Genomic DNA, 16,355 nt, shown 5'->3' on the forward strand with positions numbered 1-16,355 from the left:
GAGCCGTCTGCCAATACAAAACGTGAAAACCCGTCAAGACCAGAAGAACCGAACGCTACAACCGACATTTATCTCGAGTTAATTTTCATCATAACACAGAGATGGGGGATGGTCACTCCCCTTGCACAAAAATAGCAAAATAGCCGGTGCTATTCGGCTGCCCAGGTCAAGAGCCCCAAAGGAGAGCGCTCCCCGTTGCCCTAGCCCAACTTTTCCAGGCGGGCTTGCAAGAGCTGCATCTGGGCCTCCAGCTCCGCCAGTTGCTCGCGGCTAGCCTGCACCACTTCCGGGTTGGCCCGACTGAGGAAACTGGGGTTCTCCAGGCGGGCGCGGATCCCTTGAGCCTCTTTTTCCAGCTTGGCCAGATCTTTTTGCACTTTAGCCCGCAGCGCCTCCACATCCACCAGCCCCGCCAAGGGCACCAGCACCTGCACCGTGCCCACTACGGCAGCCGCCACCTGCTTGGGCTCCGTGGCCAGGGATCCCGTAATTTCTAGGGACTCGGCCTTGGCCAGATCGCGGATGTAGGCTTGAGCGGCGGTGAGGATCCGCTGCTCGTCGGGATCCTCGGTAACCAGCAGAGCCGTGATGGTTTGATGGGGCTTAAGGCCAGCCTCTGCCCGCAGGTTGCGCAAGCTGCTGATGGTCTGGATCACCAGGCCGAACTCCCGCTCCAGTTGAGGGTCAACCCAGTTAGGGTCAGGGGCGGGATAGGGCTGGACGGAGATGGAGGTGGCTTGGTTGGCCTGGGTGAGGAGCTGCCAGACTTCTTCGGTGACGTGGGGCATCCAGGGGTGCAGCAGCCGGAGGATGGTCTCCAGCACAGTGGCCAACACCTGCTGTGCCGTGCGCTTGGAGGTCGGGTCTTCTCCCCGCAGCCGCGGCTTGGCCAGCTCGATGTACCAGTCGCAGAAGTCATCCCAAATCAGGGAATACAAGAGCCGCGCCCCCTCGCCCAGGCCGTAGGCTTCCAGCTCTTCGATAACCTGGGTGGCCGTGGAGTGCAGCCGCGACAGGATCCAGCGATCGGCCAGCTCCAGCGCTGCGGGGGCAGGGGATCCCAGTTGGGCGGGGGTCTGCCCCTCCAGGTTCAGGAGCACAAAGCGGGAGGCGTTCCAGATCTTGTTGGCGAAGTTGCGGGCTGCTTCCACGCTGGCGCTCTCGCCGGTCTTGCGGTCGTAGGCCAGGCGGATATCCTGCCCTGCCCCCACCACTTCTTTAACCAAAGCGTAGCGCAGGGCGTCGGTGCCGTATTTGTCCAAAAGCTCGATGGGATCGATGCCGTTGCCCTTGGACTTGGACATTTTCGCCCCCTGCTCGTCCCGCACCAGGCCGTTGATGTAGACATCCTTGAAGGGGATCTGGCCGGTAAACTGCACTCCCATCATGGCCATGCGGGCCACCCAGAAAAAGATGATGTCGAAGCCCGTGGACATGAGGGAATTGGGGTAGTAGCGCTTGAAGTCCTCTGTCTCTTCCGGCCAGCCCAGCGTGGAAAAAGGCCACAGAGCGGAGCTAAACCAGGTGTCCAACACATCGGGATCCCGCTCCAGCCGCTCGAGGGCCGGGCCAAACTTCTCCCGTGCCTTAGCCCAGGCCTCTTCGGCATTGCGGGCCACCACAAAAGCCTGGGGATCCTCAGGGATCTGACCGTCGATGACCGGATACCAGGCCGGGATCTGGTGCCCCCACCACAGTTGCCGCGAGATGCACCAGGGGCGCAGCTTCTCCAGCCAGCCGGTGTAAACCTTGGTCCAGCGCTCCGGAATAAAGCGGGGGTTGTGGTGTTCCCGCTCCTCCTGCAAGCAGCGGGCCCCCATCCCCGAGACATCGCAAAACCATTGAATGGAGAGCAGCGGCTCGATGGGCACGCCCCCGCGGTCGCTGTAGGGCACGCTGTGGGTGTACTCTTCCACCTTCTCCAGCAGACCGTGCTCGGCAAACCACTGCACCACCTTCTCGCGGGCGACAAAGCGATCCAGACCGGTGAAGGGATCCCCGTTCTCGTTGAGGGTGCCGTCCTTGTTGAGAATGTTGATAAAGGGCAACTGGTGGCGACGGCCCATCTCAAAGTCGTTGGGATCGTGGGCTGGGGTAACTTTGACACAGCCGGAGCCAAAGGAGGGATCCACGTACTCGTCGGCGATGATGGGGATAAGGCGATCCTTGATGGGCAGCCGCACAAACTGGCCAATGAGATGGCGGTAGCGCTCGTCTTGCGGGTGGACCGCCACGGCTGTATCCCCCAGCATCGTCTCGGGGCGGGTGGTGGCCACCACCAGGTACTGGTTGGGATCCGCGGCCAAGGGATAGCGGAAATGCCAGAGGTGGCCCTTGACCTCTTTGTTGTCCACCTCAATGTCGGAGACTGCCGACTGGGTGGCCGGACACCAGTTGACCAAATACTCACCCCGGTAAATTAGCCCTGCTTCGTAGAGGCGGACAAAGGCTTCCGTAACTGCCCGGCTCAGCCCCTCATCGAGAGTAAAGCGATCCCGCGTCCAGTCCAGCGACAGGCCCAGGCGCCGCAGTTGGCTTTTGATGGTGCCCTGGGATTGCTCCTTCCAGGCCCAGGCCCGCTCCAGAAAAGCCTCGCGGCCCAGGTCAAAGCGGCTCTTGCCCTCCTGGCGCAGTTGGTTTTCCAGGATGGTGTGCACGGCAATGCTGGCATGATCCGTACCGGGCAGCCAGAGGACGTTGTAGCCGCGCATGCGCTTGTAGCGCACCACCACATCCGGCAGGGTAAAGGCAAAGGCATGGCCCATGTGTAGGCTGCCGGTGACGTTGGGCGGGGGCAGCACCATGCTGAAGGCTTCTCCCGGCGCCTTGGGATCCGCTACGTAGAACCCCTTTTCCTCCCAAAAGCGCTGCCACTTCGGCTCGGTGTCAAAGGGGTTGTACTGGCTGGGCAGATGGGCGAGGGCAGGTGCAGCAGTCATGGGGAGAATAGGCCAACGGTTGAGAAGGATGAATCACTTTATAGAGTAGCAGTCTAACCCCTTGCCCTTTGGGGATGGGTAAGGCTGATCCCGATCACCCAGCAGAAAGGCGCTTTGGGCTAAGGTACTGCTATCCTCAGCGTTCAGATGCGGCTCTATGTACAGATCATTGGCGGCAACGGCCCTGATGGTTCTAATGGCTTTATCCGGTAGGATCCCTGCCTTCGCGCAACAAGAGTGGTGGAAACACTCAAAAGACGACATCCTGCTTTGTTATGGGCAGCCCGTCGATCCAGCCTCTCTACTGGGTTTTGAGGCTTGCTTGAGTGCCCGCAGCCACCCTGATGAAAAATCCCGGCTGGTAGGACTGTATTTTGTTCCGTACAGCGATTACGCCTTTTGCTTCGCAGGTACAGAGAAGCTCAATAGCTTAGAGTGGACTCTTGTGGGTCGAAGTGGAGAGTTCGTGTTTGGCCTAGATCGCCCTCTGGCCCCTTCTGAACTAGAAGGGGAGACCCCTTGGATTATCCAGCGAAAAGCCCGCATTCTCGATATGGAGGGGGATCCTGCCGCCGGTTTCAGCCAACTGGTGGTTTACGACGAAACCGAGTTGAATCTGAAGGGGTTTGCCATAGTGATTGCGCCGCCAGGGTACTTTGGGGATTCCATTTTGCCAGAAGTGTTTTTGGAGCGGCCCGAATGCCAGGCAATTTTAAATTGAGGGCCTTACACATACCGGGCGAGTTCAAAGAATCGCTACTGCTTCAGGACAGTGGGCAGGTCCTTCCCTGTTGGCAGATGCCCATAGAGCCAAGCGAAAAGCAAAGACAAACTGATGAATCGCTTGCCCATCTGCAGGAACTCAAAGGGGAGTTGTCGACACTCATTGAAAAGTGTCAACAAAAGTTTTCTGAGCAAGAGAAAAGTTCTTCTTGCACTATCTTTCAACAACAGCTCGATAACTCATGACAAGAGAACCCCTTGCACCATTTTTTGCTAATGCTTGGCAGCCCTTATGCCCAAAAAGTGGGGAGCAAGGGATCCCGATTCAACTGATTACTCTGAAGAGCCTGCTGTCCCCTCCAGCTTTGGCACGACTGGATGCGGACAGCAGCTATGCGTTTTGTCGGGATCCCGTTTGTCCTGTTGTTTATTTTTCCGAGCAAGGTCAAAGCTTTGGGGTTGACGACCTCAAGGTTCCAGTCTTTCAAAAAGAAAGTGGCGAGGACGTGCCCGTCTGCTACTGTTTTGGATGGACGCGCCGGCGCATCCGGCAAGAGCTGAAGGGATCCAAAACGCCCCAGGCCATTCTTGCCGAGATTGCCGCCCACATCAAAGCCAGGCGCTGTGGCTGCCAGGTCAACAACCCCCAGGGGTTTTGCTGTCTGGAAAATGTCAGGCAGGTCATCTTAGAAGTGCAGCAAGAGAAAGTTGGGGAACGAGATAGCTGAAGAGCCAAAAGACCAGAGATTTCTCCGTTCCAAGGGTAGCTTTGGTCGTACCATTCCTACGAGGATTGCGCACAGATTGTCCAACCTTCTAAAGGCAAACTTGTGTCTAGAACCTTCTTGGCTGGGGTGGGAATTATCGCAATTATCGGCTGAAATAGGCGTTGAGCCATTCCAGGCATTCCATAAAGTAAAACACTAGAGGTCCGGTAAAGACGTAGCTATCGCCCCGATCCAAAATGCCGCCGTGGCCGGGGATGAGATCCCCGGAGTCTTTGACACCGGCATCCCGCTTCATCAGCGATTCCGTTAGGTCGCCCAACAGGCTCGTTAGCCCAATCAAAAACCCCAGCACGCTGCCGCTCCACCAGCGCCAGGGCCAGTTCAGATAGTAGGCTCCGGCCATGGCCAGGGCCACGCTGGCTGCGACCCCGGCCACGGCCCCTTCCACCGTTTTTTTTGGGCTGAGGAGGGAGAGCTTGGTGCGCCCAAAGGCCCGCCCACAGAGGTAGGCCGCTACATCGGCAGCAATGACACAGCCAATAGCCAACAGCGTAATCCACAGCCCTTCCCCCAGTCCTTGGGAAAAAGACAAAGCCCTGACCCGAATCCAGAAGCTGGGCAACAGCGCGCAGTAAAACAATCCCAAAATCGAGGTGGCAATGTCGGCGATGGTGGCCAGCTTGGGCTTAAAAAGCAGATAAAAGCAGATCACAGAACCGGCCACGATAAAAGCAGGGCTGGTCCACTCCGGCTTAACCTGCTGCAAAATCACCAGCACTTGGCTGGAAAACATGGTGGTGCGCATGGCCGGTGCATTGCCCTTGGCCTGCACCAAGCGAAAGAACTCCAGTTGGGCCAGAAAGACGATTAGCCCCATGGCCGCCGTGAAGTACCAGCCCCCTAGCAGGGTGACCGTCAGGGCAAACAGCACCGCCGCAAAACCGCTAACCCAACGGGCTCCCATAGGCGCACCCCGTCACGTTGGTTGGCCAAATATCTCTTGCCCGCGGCTCCAGGTCGAAGTCCGATCCGAAGGCAGAAGAAGCCCTCATCCTTGCGCTCTTGGTGTTCGGGATTCGCGTCTGCGCGACGAAGTCTTGATGCGGCTGCTGCAAAATGGAAACGCCTCTTGCCCTAGCCCTTCAGTTTAACTCTCCTGGATCTCAAACAACTGCCCTTGGCCCTACAGGGTGGAACTTACGGGCAAGGTGGCAGGCAAATCCCAACAAGCGATCCTTGAGCATGAGATAATAGGCAAACTGCAAAGCTCACTGCTGACCGCCTAGGACATTCCTGACTCGTTGCACTGCAGCATGGTTCAAGAACTTACTTCTCGCTCTACGACTGCTCGCATTTCTGCCCAAGAGGCTCGCCTTCTCTATGAAGACATGGTGCTGGGCCGCCTGTTTGAGGACAAGTGCGCCGAGATGTACTACAAGGGCAAGATGTTCGGCTTTGTGCACCTGTACAACGGCCAAGAGGCTGTTTCCACGGGGGTGATCAAGGCGCTCAAGCCCACCGACTACGTGTGCAGCACCTACCGGGATCACGTGCATGCCCTCAGCGCCGGGATCCCCCCGCGGGCGGTGATGGCGGAGCTGTTCGGAAAGGCCACCGGCTGCAGCAAGGGCCGCGGCGGCTCGATGCACCTGTTCTCGGCGGAGCACAACTTTTTGGGCGGCTATGCCTTTGTGGCCGAGGGGATCCCGGTGGCCACAGGGGCGGCCTTTTCGGCCAAGTACCGCGGCACCGACCAGGTGACAGCCTGCTTCTTTGGGGATGGAGCCTGCAACAACGGCCAGTTCTACGAGTGTCTCAACATGGCCGCCCTCTGGAAGTTGCCCATCCTCTATGTGGTGGAAAACAACTTCTGGGCTATCGGCATGGCCCACAAACGGGCCACTTCAGTAACCAACATCTACCTCAAGGGCCCTGCTTTTGGCATGCCCGGCTACCAAGTGGACGGCATGGACGTGCTGGCGGTGCGAGAGGCTGCCCAACAAGCTATTGCCCGGGCCCGCGCCGGCGAAGGCCCCACCCTGCTGGAGTGCATCACCTATCGTTTCCGGGGCCATTCCCTCGCCGATCCTGACGAGCTGCGCAGCCCGGAAGAAAAAGAGTTCTGGCGGCAGCGGGATCCCATCCAACGACTGGAACGCTACGCATTGGAACACAACTTGATGACCGAGGCAGACTTTCAGGCCATCCACGCCGAGGTTGGCGCTGCGATTGAAGATGCGGTAACCTTTGCCCTCGAAAGCCCAGAGCCCACCCTGGACGAGCTACATCGCTTTGTGTTTGCCGAAGACGAATAGATCCAGGGCAAACCCCAGCCACAAAAGGCCGCCGATCTGTTTCCAGCCTGTTCCGACGGATTACAGGCAGGGCTGGCTCTTTTGAGCTGAGGGATCCTGCCGACCCCGAAAAGGGTGTGAAGGCATCAGCGACCCACCTGAGCCCAGCAACCCTCGAGGATCCTCAATGCTTAACATCGGGAAACCCTTCCAGAGATCTGCGCAATAGAGCAGCCTTTTTTGTAAATATCACTTCCCATTTGTTTACATAGCTTCATATCATTGAGGTATTGAGCATGAGTATTTATTCCTGGTCATGAGCAATCCTCTTGAGTTTCCTTGGCTGTCGGCCCTGGTGCTCTTGCCGCTGCTGGCAGCCTTTGGGATCCCTTTGATCCCTCAGAGCCGTTGGGCGCGTTGGTATGCCCTCGCTGTGGGGGCTTTTGATTTGGGTCTGATGGTCTATGTCTTTGCGCGGCACTACGACCTGCAGGATTTTTCGCTGCAACTGGCGGAGCGCTACGCCTGGGTGCCCCAGATCGGGTTTCACTGGTCGCTGGCGGTGGATGGCCTGTCCTTTCCGCTGGTGTTGCTCTCGGGCTTGATTACGACCCTGTCGATCGGGGCGGCTTGGAATCTCACCCACAAGCCGCGTTTGTTTTTCTTCCTGCTGCTGCTGATGTACGGCGCCCAGGTGGGCGTGTTCCTGGCGCAGGATCTGCTCCTGTTCTTCTTGATGTGGGAGATCGAGCTGGTGCCGGTCTATCTGCTGATTGCCATTTGGGGTGGGCCGCAGCGCCAGTACGCCGCCACCAAGTTCATCCTCTACACCGCTGCCGCCTCTATTTTTATTCTGGTGGGATCCCTGGCGATGGCCTTCTACGGCGAGGGCTTTAGCTTGGAGATGGCAGAGCTGAGCGCAAAATCCTACCCGCTGGCACTGCAGATCTTGGTGTATGCGGCTTTCCTGATTGCCTTTGGGGTGAAGCTGCCGATTTTTCCAGTTCACACCTGGCTGCCGGATGCTCATAGCGAAGCCTCGGCGCCCATTTCCATGATCCTGGCCGGGGTGCTGCTCAAGATGGGGGGCTACGGCCTCATCCGCCTGAACGTGGGCATCTTGTCGGAGGCCCATGTGTACTTTGCCCCGGTGCTGGCGGTGTTGGGCACGGTGAACATCATCTACGGGGCGCTGGCCGCCTTTGGGCAAAACCACCTCAAGCGGCGCTTGGCCTATTCGTCCATTGCCCATATGGGCTTTGTGTTGATCGGGATCTCTGCCTTCACGGAGTTGGGCATCAACGGCGCCCTCTTGCAAATGATCTCCCACGGTCTGATCGCTGCAGTTTTGTTCTTCCTGACAGGGATCACCTACGAGCGCACCCATACCCTTGCCCTCGACAAGTTGGGCGGGTTGGCCAAGCAAATGCCAAAGGCTTTTGCCCTGTTTACAGCAGGATCCCTGGCCTCGTTGGCGCTACCCGGGATGAGCGGATTTGTGGGTGAGCTGACGGTGTTCTTGGGCTTGATCACCAGCGATGCCTATGCGCCGACCTTCAAGGCAGGAATTGCTCTGCTGGCGGCAGTGGGCATTATTCTGACGCCCATTTACTTGCTCTCTATGCTGCGGCAGGTGTTCTACGGGGCTCAGGATCCCGGCTTGGTGTTGGAAGACTACCTGGGGGATCTGCGCCCGCGAGAAATGGCGGTGGCTCTCTGTCTGCTGTTGCCGATTCTCGGCATTGGCCTCTACCCGCGGCTGGCTACCCAAACCTACGATGTTACGACGGTGGCGGTAGCTGCTCAGTTGCGCAGTGTGTTGGCAACTGAAATTGTGCAGCGGCCTTTCTTGCCGGTGCAACCGGCCCAGGTGGCGGCTCTGACCCTGGAAGATTGAAACGGGGTCAAGACCTCGGTTGTTCTCTATCCCTCAATTAGCCCAGAAGAGCTGGTGTTCGAGGAGCAACTCGACTCAACCTTCAGCTCTTCTTTTTGTTTTTTAAGCTTCTTTTAAGTTTTAAGGTTGGATTTGGGATTGGGGATGCTCCTGGGCTGGGATTTTCCGATGGTTGATTGTTCTTGGGCTGCCAATCCTAGCGGTGATCGGTACGAATGGAGTTCTGTTCCATCAGGTTTAGCTGCACCACCAACCACCAGAGGGTTACATCCGAATAGGTCGCCCGACGCTTGAGCCGAGAAATGGAGTGTACCGGGTTTTGGCTGTCGATCATCCACTCCGAAGCGATGATTTGGCCACGTTGCTGAGCATTCATGGTTTCTCCCTCCGCTCGCCAACTGCTCAATACTTAGGATGGCTAATACCCAGAATGGCCAATTTGCACGGGAGTGTGTGAAAAAATATATTACACAGGCATCTCCAAAGTCGGCTAACTTTCTTAGCAATAGGGATCTCATCAGCTGCTGGGTTGCCGATTCGCCGTCCGGGAACGAGAAAAACCTTGTAAAAAGGGCAAAATATTGGCTGAGTGGATCCCCTCTATCTTCACAAGTCTTAAAACCGGAAAGATCCCATCTCTCTACTGGCCTGAAGGTCTGGGTTCTACCTCTGTTTGCCAACCTTTATAGCAGCAACCCTTGAGAAGTCCAAAACAACGATGAGAGCCAAGGCCACCTCCCCCCAGCCCGCCGCTGCTTTTGCAGAAGTGGTGGAGGCCAACACCACAACCTTTGTGGCCCAGTGCTTCGAGCCGGAACGCTTGACCTTCCCGCCCATGCCTGCTCTCGGCAGTTGGACGCGCTCCCAAGACGAGGAGACCGGCAACCCGATCTATGGAGTGGTTTGCTATGCCGCCATTGCGCCCATCGACACGATTCACCGCACCCGAGCTTTGGGTCTCTCCCCTGAGGAGTTGCGGGAGCAGCAGCCTCAAATTTTCGCCATGTTGCGCACCGATTTCCGCGCGGCCATTGTCGGCTTTGTCAGTGGGGGGCGGGTCTACCAGTACCTGCCGCCACGCCCTCCCCAGATTCACCAGCCAGTTTATCTCTGCTCCGATACAGAGGTCAGGGAGTTTTGCCGCTCTTTCGAGTTTTTGCGTACTCTGCTACGGGTCAACGGGATCCCGACCGATGAGCTGGTGGCTGCCGTGATTCGCCAGACTTACCGAATCCTGAACTGGGATCGCAACTGGCTTTTACAGGCAGGTCGGCAGTTAAGCTCGCTGTTGCGGGACGATTACGAGCATCTCAGCGCGATTTTACGAAAGATTGAAGTATAGGCGAAGAAATGTTGAGAATGGCCTTGGATCCTTCTTGAGTCGAGCTAGAGGGTGATAATCTGAGGCAGTTTGCTGTGGGATGTGTTCCTTTTGTATCCTCTTTCCGCTGTAAAAATGTTTAACAAATTCAATTCTTCTGATAAGCCCTCTAAAGGCAATTGGGCAGGCCGCACCTTTTCTGCTGCTGCGGGCGCTGTAGTGGCAGCCGGTGTTTGCATTGCCCACGGTCAGCCGGCTCATGTGTCGCTGTGGGTGGCCTGTTGCGCGACCGTATTTACCCTTGTTTTGGATGAGATGGGCTGGATTTAGGCTCAGTATCAATCGGCTTTGGGTTGTGCTGCATTGAGAAACCGGACTAAAGCAGAGATCAACCACTAGGAAATCTCAAATAGAGCTCCCTGCCCATCTGGGCTTGCGGCTTAGGTGAAGGGATCCCTTCATCCTGCTTCGCGGGCTGCCCGCACCAACAATCCTGCTGTGATCAGCCCTGCCAAAATAGAGCTGCCGCCATGGCTGAACAAAGGCAGGGGCACACCTGTGGTGGGCAGGATCCCGGTGACCACGCCGATATTCATTAGCGACTGCCCCACCAAAAACATCAGGCAGCCGCAGGCTACCAGGCGAATGGGCAACTCTCGGCAGCGACCCATCACCCGCCAGCCCAGCAGGGTATAGAAGGTCAGTAGCCCCAGAAAGAACAGGGATCCGGCCAAGCCGAACTCCTCTGCGTACACCGAGAAGATGAAGTCGGTGTATTGGATGGGCAGATAAAACAGCTTTTGCTGGGAAAGGCCATACCCCTTGCCCCACAGGCCGCCAGAGCCAATGGCCAACAGGCTTTGCACCAACTGGTAGCCATCCCCTTGGGCATTGCCCCAGGGATCCAAAAAAGCCAGGATGCGCCGCCGTTGGTAGTCTTTGCTGAGAATGCTGGCCACGGTTGCCAGAATCCCCAGCCCCGCTGTGGCCAGAAGGGAGAAAGCTGGGATCCCGGCAGCCCAAGCCATGACCCAGAGGGTAAGGCCACAAATGGCCGTGGTGCCCAGGTTGGGCTGGGCGAGGATCCCCAAGAGGGCAAAGGCGAAGATGCCCACCCACAAGACGCGGAACCAGAGCGGGTGGTGAAACCAGCGGCCAAAGACCCAGGCTCCCTGCAACACCAACAGGGGCTTGAGCAATTCGGAAGGCTGGATAATCGGGATCACCTTTAAGTCCAGCCAGCGGCTGGCCTCCAGGCGGGAAACCCCCAGCCCCGGCACTTGGGTGGCCCACACCAAGCCAACTCCCACCAAGCAGAGGATCCCGGCCCAGGGGAACCAGCGCCGCAAGGGGATCCGCACCAGAGCCGAAAAGCAACTCAGCCCCAGCCCGGCCCAGACCAATTGACGCCTGAAAAAGTAGAGGCCATCGCCACTGATCCGCTGAGCCACGGGGTAGGAAGCAGAAAACAGCATCATCAGCCCCAGAGCCAGCCAGACCAGGGTGAGCCAGCGCAGCCAGCGAGCTTCAGCATTCCAGGGATCCCTGGAGGGCTTGGCAGCAGGCTCGGAAATGGTTGCCACGGTGTTCAAAGCTGGAGTACTGGTCGAAACTGGCGCAGGCGGGAGACAGCAAAACGGTGATGGGTTGAGCAGGGGCTCCGTCCCGCTGACGCGAGAGGGAACAGGCCGCTGCCAAGGCCCTTTCCACAGCTAGATCTAGGGTTGGCACGAGCTCAACGTCAGTATAGTGGATCCCCTTGAGGGCCGCGGCCAGAGTGGGGCCAGCCTCTCCAATCAGCAGCACCCGCGCCACCTTGGCCCGAATCAACTGCAGCCAGGCGGCGGGATCCCCCTGCTTGGCCCTTCCCCCGGCAATCAAAACAATGGGTGGGGGGAGGGCGTTGAGCGCCACCCAGCCGGCCTCGTAGTTGGTGGCCTTGCTGTCGTTGACGAAGCGGATGAGGGTGGATCCCATCTGGATTTGCGCCACCCGCTCCAGCCGATGGGGCATGCCGGCAAAGGATCGGATGGCTTTTTGAATGGCGGCGTTGGGGATCCCGGCCAGACGCGCTGCTGCTGCCGCCAAGAGCAGGTTTTGCAGATTGTGTTGGCCGGGGCAGCGTTCTGCAAAGTCTCCCAACTCCGCCACCGCTTCCCCCTGGATATAGAGGCAGCTTTCCCGCAGGTCAACGAATGCAGTGGGATCCCGTTGTCCAGCAACAAGGGAAATCCAATAGGTGTTTTCCCAGTCCTGTCGGCGGCGGCACAGGTAGGGATCCTCGCCATTCACGACCCGCCACTGGGCCCGATCCAAGAGGCGAGCCTTGAAGCCGGCATAGCGCTCCAGCGTCCCGTGCCGTTCCAAGTGATCGGGAGTGAAGGTGGTCCACACCCCAATGCGCGGCGGCCCCCCAGGCGTACTGCTCATGAGGCGGCTGCTGGCTTCCAACTGATAGCTGCTCAGCTCCGCCACGATCCAATCCGGCTCTAGCTTTCCCTGGAGCGTTTCCAAAGCCACCTGAGAGAGGGGAAGGCCGATATTGCCGCAGGGGATCCCTTCTAGCCCCGCGGCTTTGAACATCTCCGCCACCAGCGCCGTGGTGGTGCTTTTGCCGTTGGTGCCGGTGATCCCCACCCAAGGCAGGTGCTCAAGGTAGCGCCAGGCCAGCTCCGCTTCCCCCACCACCTCGATCCCCTGTTGACGCGCCGCCTGCAGCAGCGGGTGATCCCAGGCAATGCCCGGACTGACCACCACCTGCTCCACTCCTGTTGCCAGTTGAAAAGGCTCCCCCAGCCGAACGGGGATCCCTTCCTGGCTCAACTCGGCCTGCCGCTGCCGCAGGAGAGGGGACTCTTGCTCATCCCAAACCAGCACTTCATACCCTTGGGCCCGCAACAGTCGCGCTGCCGCCAGCCCCGCAATACCCAGCCCCAAAACCTGATGGCCCACGTTGGTTTCCCCATCATCCCCCTAGGTCTGGATCTTACAATGGCTACATCCATCACCCTCTTCTTCTCTCTCACATAACGCTTTCTCAAGGGATCCCGATGGCCGGCGTGAGGTTTGGCATTGTTGTTTTTCCCGGGTCTAATTGCGACCGAGACGTAGCCTGGGTGGCCCGCAGCCTTTGCGGCTGCCCAACGCGGTTGATCTGGCACCGGGAGACGGATTTGTCAGGGCTGGATGTGGTGGTGCTGCCGGGGGGCTTCAGCTACGGGGATTATTTGCGTTGCGGGGCCATCGCCCGCTTTGCGCCGGTGATGGGATCCCTGGCCGAGCATGTGGCGCGGGGGGGCTATGTCTTGGGCATTTGCAACGGCTTCCAGATCTTGACAGAAGCCGGCCTGCTGCCGGGGGCGCTGGTGCGCAACGCCAACCTGCACTTTATCTGCGACCGGGTGGGGATCCGCGTGGAACGGCAGGATCTCCTGTGGACAAAGGCTTACCCCGGCGGAGCCACCCTGACCCTGCCCATTGCCCATGGAGAAGGCCGCTACACCTGCGATGCCGACACCCTCAAGCAGTTGCAAGACAGGGGGCAGATCGTCTTTCGCTATGCTCCGGTCGCGCCCAACGGCTCGGTGGATAACATTGCCGGCATTTGCGATCCCAGCGGTCGCATCCTCGGCCTGATGCCCCACCCGGAGCGGGCGGCAGATCCCGATTTGCCAGGGCAGGATGGGATCCCTTTTTGGCAGTCCATCGTAACCAGTCTTGCCAGTTGACTAAGACTGCTGGGCCTGAGCCAACACCTGGCGCACTTGGTTCACCATCTCCTCGTGATCCACTACTGGCTTAGCAATATAGCCATCGGCCCCACTCTGGGCCAAAAAGGCCTCGCGGTCGCCGCGCATGGCGTGGGCCGTCACCAAAATGATGGGAATGGAGCGGCTTTTGGGATCCCCCTTCAGCAGTTGGGCAATGCGGATCCCGTCCACTGCCTCGCCACGAAAGGTGCTTTGAGAAAGGGAGACATCCAGCAAAATCACGTCCACCTCGCGCGCCTGCGCCAGCCGTAGGATTTCCTCCACATCCTGGCTGTGAAAGACCTCAAACCCGCCTCGCCGCCGCAACACTTTGTCGAAAACGCGGGCGTTAATTGGATCGTCTTCCACCAGCAGCACTGTTGCCATCGCTAACCTAAAGTTGACTTAGTTGCGAACTCAAGCCCCGGCAATCCCCATAGTTCTGGAAACCATCCCGAAGCAATTCTAGCGATCCCATTCGAGCAGTGGGACAAGGGCTCCCCCTCTAAGATACTGATAACAAATCTCAATAAAGTAGAACCAGCAGCTACCCCCTCTACCAGCAGAAGAGGACAGCTACCGTTTTGAAAACAGCTTTGCTGGTTTGCCTGTGGGATACTCTACCAGCCTGGAACCGAGCGCCATCTGAAAACAAAACAAGGCCGGGGATTTTTCCGGCCTTGTACGGGGTACAACTGCCGTCTCTTTGGGCCGCCTCAATCCGCTAACGCTCTCGGCAAGCCGACAACAGCAGCCCCTAGCGCAGATTACTTCTTCTGAATCCTAGGAGTTTCGCGAAAGGCGACGGCAAAAAACAGAAGGCCCAAGGTCAAAAACAGAATAAAGGTGTAGGTGATGGCTTCCATACCGACCTCCAAATCAAAATTCTAAGGGGGCTTAATTCCAGATTAGCTTGGAGCCGCCAGCACCCCATCTCTCCAGAGAAACAGAGTGCCGACGGTCATCCCGCGAGAAAGCCTTACGCTTCTTGCACCTTGCGCGTGGTGGGATCCCCCACTTTTTGGAAGACACCGAATTCCACCATTTCCTCGCTCATGTTCGGGTCAATACCGGCAAACACATCCCGGAAGAGGGTGCGGGCGCCGTGCCAAATGTGGCCGAAGAAGAACAGCAGCGCAAAGACCGCATGGGCAAAGGTAAACCAACCGCGGGGACTGGTGTGGAAGGTGCCGTCGGCTTTGGGGGTTTCTCGGTCGAACTCGAAGAGCTGACCCAATTGGGCTTGGCGGGCATACTTCTTAACGGTTGCCGGGTCGGTAAACACCTGGCCGTCCAGTTTGCCGCCGTAGAACTCCACGGTCACGCCCACCTGCTCAAAGCTGTAGCGCGACTCGGCCCGGCGGAAGGGAATGTCCGCCCGCACCACGCCATCGGCATCGCGCAAGATGACCGGGAAGGTCTCGAAGAAGTTGGGCATGCGCTGCACCGTCAGCTCTCGCCCTTCGCGATCCCGGAACACCGGGTAGCCCAGCCACTCGATGGCAATGCCGTCTCCCTTGTTCATGGGACCGGCCCGGAACAGGCCCCCCTTGGCCGGGCTGTTACCCACGTAATCGTAGAAGAGCAGCGACTTGGGCAGAGAATCGTAGGCCTCACTGCGGGTCATCCCGGCTTCCATAGCCGCATTCACCCGCCGGTTAATCTCCTGGTTGAAATAGCCGGAGTCCCACTGGTAGCGGGTGGGGCCAAACAGCTCCACAGGAGTCGTGGCACTGCCATACCACATCGTCCCGGCCACCACAAAACCAGCAAAAAACACCGCGGCAATTGAGCTGGACAGCACCGTCTCGATGTTCCCCATCCGCAGAGCGCGATAGAGGCGCTGGGGTGGGCGTACCGTCAGGTGAAACAAGCCGGCAATAATGCCGACAATGCCAGCAGCAATGTGGTGGGCCACCACACCCCCAGCGTTGTAGGGGTTAAACCCGGCTGGCCCCCATTCGGGTGCTACTGGCTGGACGTGCCCTGTCGTCGCATAGGGATCGCTCACCCACATCCCTGGGCCAAACACCCCCGTCAGGTGAAACGCGCCAAACCCAAAGCAGAGGATCCCCGCCAAGAGCAGGTGGATCCCAAACATTTTCGGCAAGTCCAAGGCCGGCTCGCCGGTACGGGGATCCCGGAACAGCTCCAGATCCCAGTAAACCCAATGCCAGCAGGCAGCCAAGAAGAGCAATCCGGACAAAACAATATGGGCAGTGGCTACCCCTTCAAACGTCCAAAAGCCCGTATTGGCCACGCTCTCGCCGTAGATATTCCAGCCGCCCCAGGAGTTGACCACCCCCAGGCGAACCATGAATGGCATGACAAACATGCCCTGACGCCACATCGGATTCAGGACAGGATCCGATGGATCAAAAATGGCCGTCTCGTAAAGCGCCATCGATCCGGCCCAACCTGCTACCAGAGCGGTATGCATCAGATGCACCGCAATCAGGCGACCTGGGTCATTCAGTACAACCGTATGGACCCGATACCACGGTAGTCCCATAAAGCTCGGTCCTCCACGTTCTCCAACACTTACGCAATATCCAGTCAAACCATTAAGCCGACATCTTCACCTGGGATCCTGACCTGAGCAGTTTCTTCAGGGTCGAGGAGTGCCGCACCCGCTTGAGCCAACGAGCGCACCCAAGGGGGATATCGCTCTCAGAATTTTTATCACGGGCATCAAACAGTATAA

At 58.3% G+C, this 16,355-nt stretch carries 15 protein-coding genes; 7 read left to right on the top strand and 8 right to left on the bottom strand.

Annotated elements, in window-relative coordinates; genetic code table 11:
- Positions 1-200: 200 nt before the first annotated feature.
- Complete coding sequence (locus tag NW851_RS03070) at positions 201-2,939, bottom strand: valine--tRNA ligase (protein ID WP_414336997.1); 2,739 nt, start codon at positions 2,937-2,939, stop codon at positions 201-203.
- A 466-nt stretch (positions 2,940-3,405) separates the two neighbouring features.
- Between NW851_RS03070 and NW851_RS03075 the strand changes: the two genes are divergently transcribed.
- Positions 3,406-3,660 carry a hypothetical protein gene (locus NW851_RS03075; protein WP_414335398.1) on the top strand — a complete coding sequence of 85 codons (255 nt, stop codon included), beginning with the start codon at positions 3,406-3,408 and terminating at the stop codon, positions 3,658-3,660.
- A 244-nt stretch (positions 3,661-3,904) separates the two neighbouring features.
- Positions 3,905-4,390, top strand: coding sequence for a putative iron-sulfur cluster-binding metallochaperone (locus NW851_RS03080; RefSeq protein ID WP_414336999.1), 486 nt, complete (start codon positions 3,905-3,907; stop codon positions 4,388-4,390).
- Positions 4,391-4,532: 142 nt separating this feature from the next.
- On the opposite strand, the gene NW851_RS03085 is transcribed toward NW851_RS03080, so the two are convergent.
- Positions 4,533-5,354 carry a phosphatidate cytidylyltransferase gene (locus NW851_RS03085; protein ID WP_414337001.1) on the bottom strand — a complete coding sequence of 274 codons (822 nt, stop codon included), beginning with the start codon at positions 5,352-5,354 and terminating at the stop codon, positions 4,533-4,535.
- Between the two features lie 349 nt (positions 5,355-5,703).
- On the opposite strand from NW851_RS03085, the gene pdhA reads away from it, so the two are divergent.
- Together pdhA and NW851_RS03095 are read left to right on the top strand one after the other, a co-directional pair.
- Entirely contained in the window at positions 5,704-6,705 is a 1,002-nt protein-coding gene (pdhA, locus tag NW851_RS03090; protein WP_414337003.1) for a pyruvate dehydrogenase (acetyl-transferring) E1 component subunit alpha, read from the top strand.
- Positions 6,706-7,000: 295 nt separating this feature from the next.
- Positions 7,001-8,581, top strand: a complete 1,581-nt coding sequence (locus NW851_RS03095) for an NAD(P)H-quinone oxidoreductase subunit 4 (protein WP_414335093.1) — start codon at positions 7,001-7,003, stop codon at positions 8,579-8,581.
- 196 nt (positions 8,582-8,777) lie between these two features.
- Here the strand turns inward: NW851_RS03095 and NW851_RS03100 are convergent, their stop codons facing one another.
- The gene (locus tag NW851_RS03100; protein WP_414335092.1) at positions 8,778-8,957 is read right to left on the bottom strand and encodes a hypothetical protein; all 180 of its coding nucleotides are present in this window, start codon (positions 8,955-8,957) and stop codon (positions 8,778-8,780) included.
- A 342-nt stretch (positions 8,958-9,299) separates the two neighbouring features.
- Between NW851_RS03100 and NW851_RS03105 the strand changes: the two genes are divergently transcribed.
- Both NW851_RS03105 and NW851_RS03110 read left to right on the top strand, forming a co-directional pair.
- Positions 9,300-9,923, top strand: a complete 624-nt coding sequence (locus NW851_RS03105) for a hypothetical protein (protein WP_414335091.1) — start codon at positions 9,300-9,302, stop codon at positions 9,921-9,923.
- Positions 9,924-9,992: 69 nt separating this feature from the next.
- Positions 9,993-10,232, top strand: coding sequence for a hypothetical protein (locus NW851_RS03110; protein ID WP_414335090.1), 240 nt, complete (start codon positions 9,993-9,995; stop codon positions 10,230-10,232).
- Between the two features lie 128 nt (positions 10,233-10,360).
- Here NW851_RS03110 and NW851_RS03115 read toward each other — a convergent pair whose 3' ends face one another.
- Positions 10,361-11,485 (bottom strand): FtsW/RodA/SpoVE family cell cycle protein, encoded by a 1,125-nt coding sequence (locus NW851_RS03115; protein ID WP_414335089.1) that lies wholly within the window; start codon positions 11,483-11,485, stop codon positions 10,361-10,363.
- On the bottom strand, positions 11,430-12,854 hold the full coding sequence (murD, locus tag NW851_RS03120; protein ID WP_414335088.1) for a UDP-N-acetylmuramoyl-L-alanine--D-glutamate ligase: 1,425 nt from the start codon (positions 12,852-12,854) through the stop codon (positions 11,430-11,432). Before murD ends, NW851_RS03115 begins: the two co-directional genes overlap by 56 nt.
- A 98-nt stretch (positions 12,855-12,952) precedes the next feature.
- Here murD and purQ point away from each other — a divergent pair, with 98 nt between their 5' ends.
- Positions 12,953-13,630: a phosphoribosylformylglycinamidine synthase subunit PurQ gene (gene purQ, locus NW851_RS03125; protein ID WP_414335087.1), complete on the top strand. Its 678-nt coding sequence runs from the start codon at positions 12,953-12,955 to the stop codon at positions 13,628-13,630.
- On the opposite strand, the gene NW851_RS03130 is transcribed toward purQ, so the two are convergent.
- From NW851_RS03130 to psbB, 3 genes are all read right to left on the bottom strand, one after another.
- Positions 13,631-14,038 (bottom strand): response regulator, encoded by a 408-nt coding sequence (locus NW851_RS03130; RefSeq protein ID WP_414335086.1) that lies wholly within the window; start codon positions 14,036-14,038, stop codon positions 13,631-13,633. It lies immediately after the preceding gene.
- 380 nt (positions 14,039-14,418) lie between these two features.
- Positions 14,419-14,517: a photosystem II reaction center protein T gene (locus tag NW851_RS03135; protein WP_011429542.1), complete on the bottom strand. Its 99-nt coding sequence runs from the start codon at positions 14,515-14,517 to the stop codon at positions 14,419-14,421.
- 113 nt (positions 14,518-14,630) lie between these two features.
- Positions 14,631-16,163: a photosystem II chlorophyll-binding protein CP47 gene (gene psbB / locus NW851_RS03140; protein ID WP_414335085.1), complete on the bottom strand. Its 1,533-nt coding sequence runs from the start codon at positions 16,161-16,163 to the stop codon at positions 14,631-14,633.
- Positions 16,164-16,355 lie beyond the last annotated feature (192 nt).

Origin of the sequence: Synechococcus sp. H55.7, from assembly GCF_047462395.1 — a bacterium.
In the GTDB taxonomy this organism is placed as follows: domain Bacteria; phylum Cyanobacteriota; class Cyanobacteriia; order Thermostichales; family Thermostichaceae; genus Thermostichus.

What these genes read in the sequence shown, in the direction of transcription:
- pdhA (WP_414337003.1), top strand. Translation starts at nt 5,704, where the DNA reads ATGGTTCAAGAACTTACTTCTCGCTCTACGACTGCTCGCATTTCTGCC.
- NW851_RS03105 (WP_414335091.1), top strand. Translation starts at nt 9,300, where the DNA reads ATGAGAGCCAAGGCCACCTCCCCCCAGCCCGCCGCTGCTTTTGCAGAA.
- NW851_RS03070 (WP_414336997.1), bottom strand. Translation starts at nt 2,939, where the DNA reads ATGACTGCTGCACCTGCCCTCGCCCATCTGCCCAGCCAGTACAACCCC.
- NW851_RS03080 (WP_414336999.1), top strand. Translation starts at nt 3,905, where the DNA reads ATGACAAGAGAACCCCTTGCACCATTTTTTGCTAATGCTTGGCAGCCC.
- purQ (WP_414335087.1), top strand. Translation starts at nt 12,953, where the DNA reads ATGGCCGGCGTGAGGTTTGGCATTGTTGTTTTTCCCGGGTCTAATTGC.
- psbB (WP_414335085.1), bottom strand. Translation starts at nt 16,163, where the DNA reads ATGGGACTACCGTGGTATCGGGTCCATACGGTTGTACTGAATGACCCA.
- NW851_RS03135 (WP_011429542.1), bottom strand. Translation starts at nt 14,517, where the DNA reads ATGGAAGCCATCACCTACACCTTTATTCTGTTTTTGACCTTGGGCCTT.
- NW851_RS03130 (WP_414335086.1), bottom strand. Translation starts at nt 14,038, where the DNA reads ATGGCAACAGTGCTGCTGGTGGAAGACGATCCAATTAACGCCCGCGTT.
- NW851_RS03100 (WP_414335092.1), bottom strand. Translation starts at nt 8,957, where the DNA reads ATGAATGCTCAGCAACGTGGCCAAATCATCGCTTCGGAGTGGATGATC.
- NW851_RS03085 (WP_414337001.1), bottom strand. Translation starts at nt 5,354, where the DNA reads ATGGGAGCCCGTTGGGTTAGCGGTTTTGCGGCGGTGCTGTTTGCCCTG.
- NW851_RS03095 (WP_414335093.1), top strand. Translation starts at nt 7,001, where the DNA reads ATGAGCAATCCTCTTGAGTTTCCTTGGCTGTCGGCCCTGGTGCTCTTG.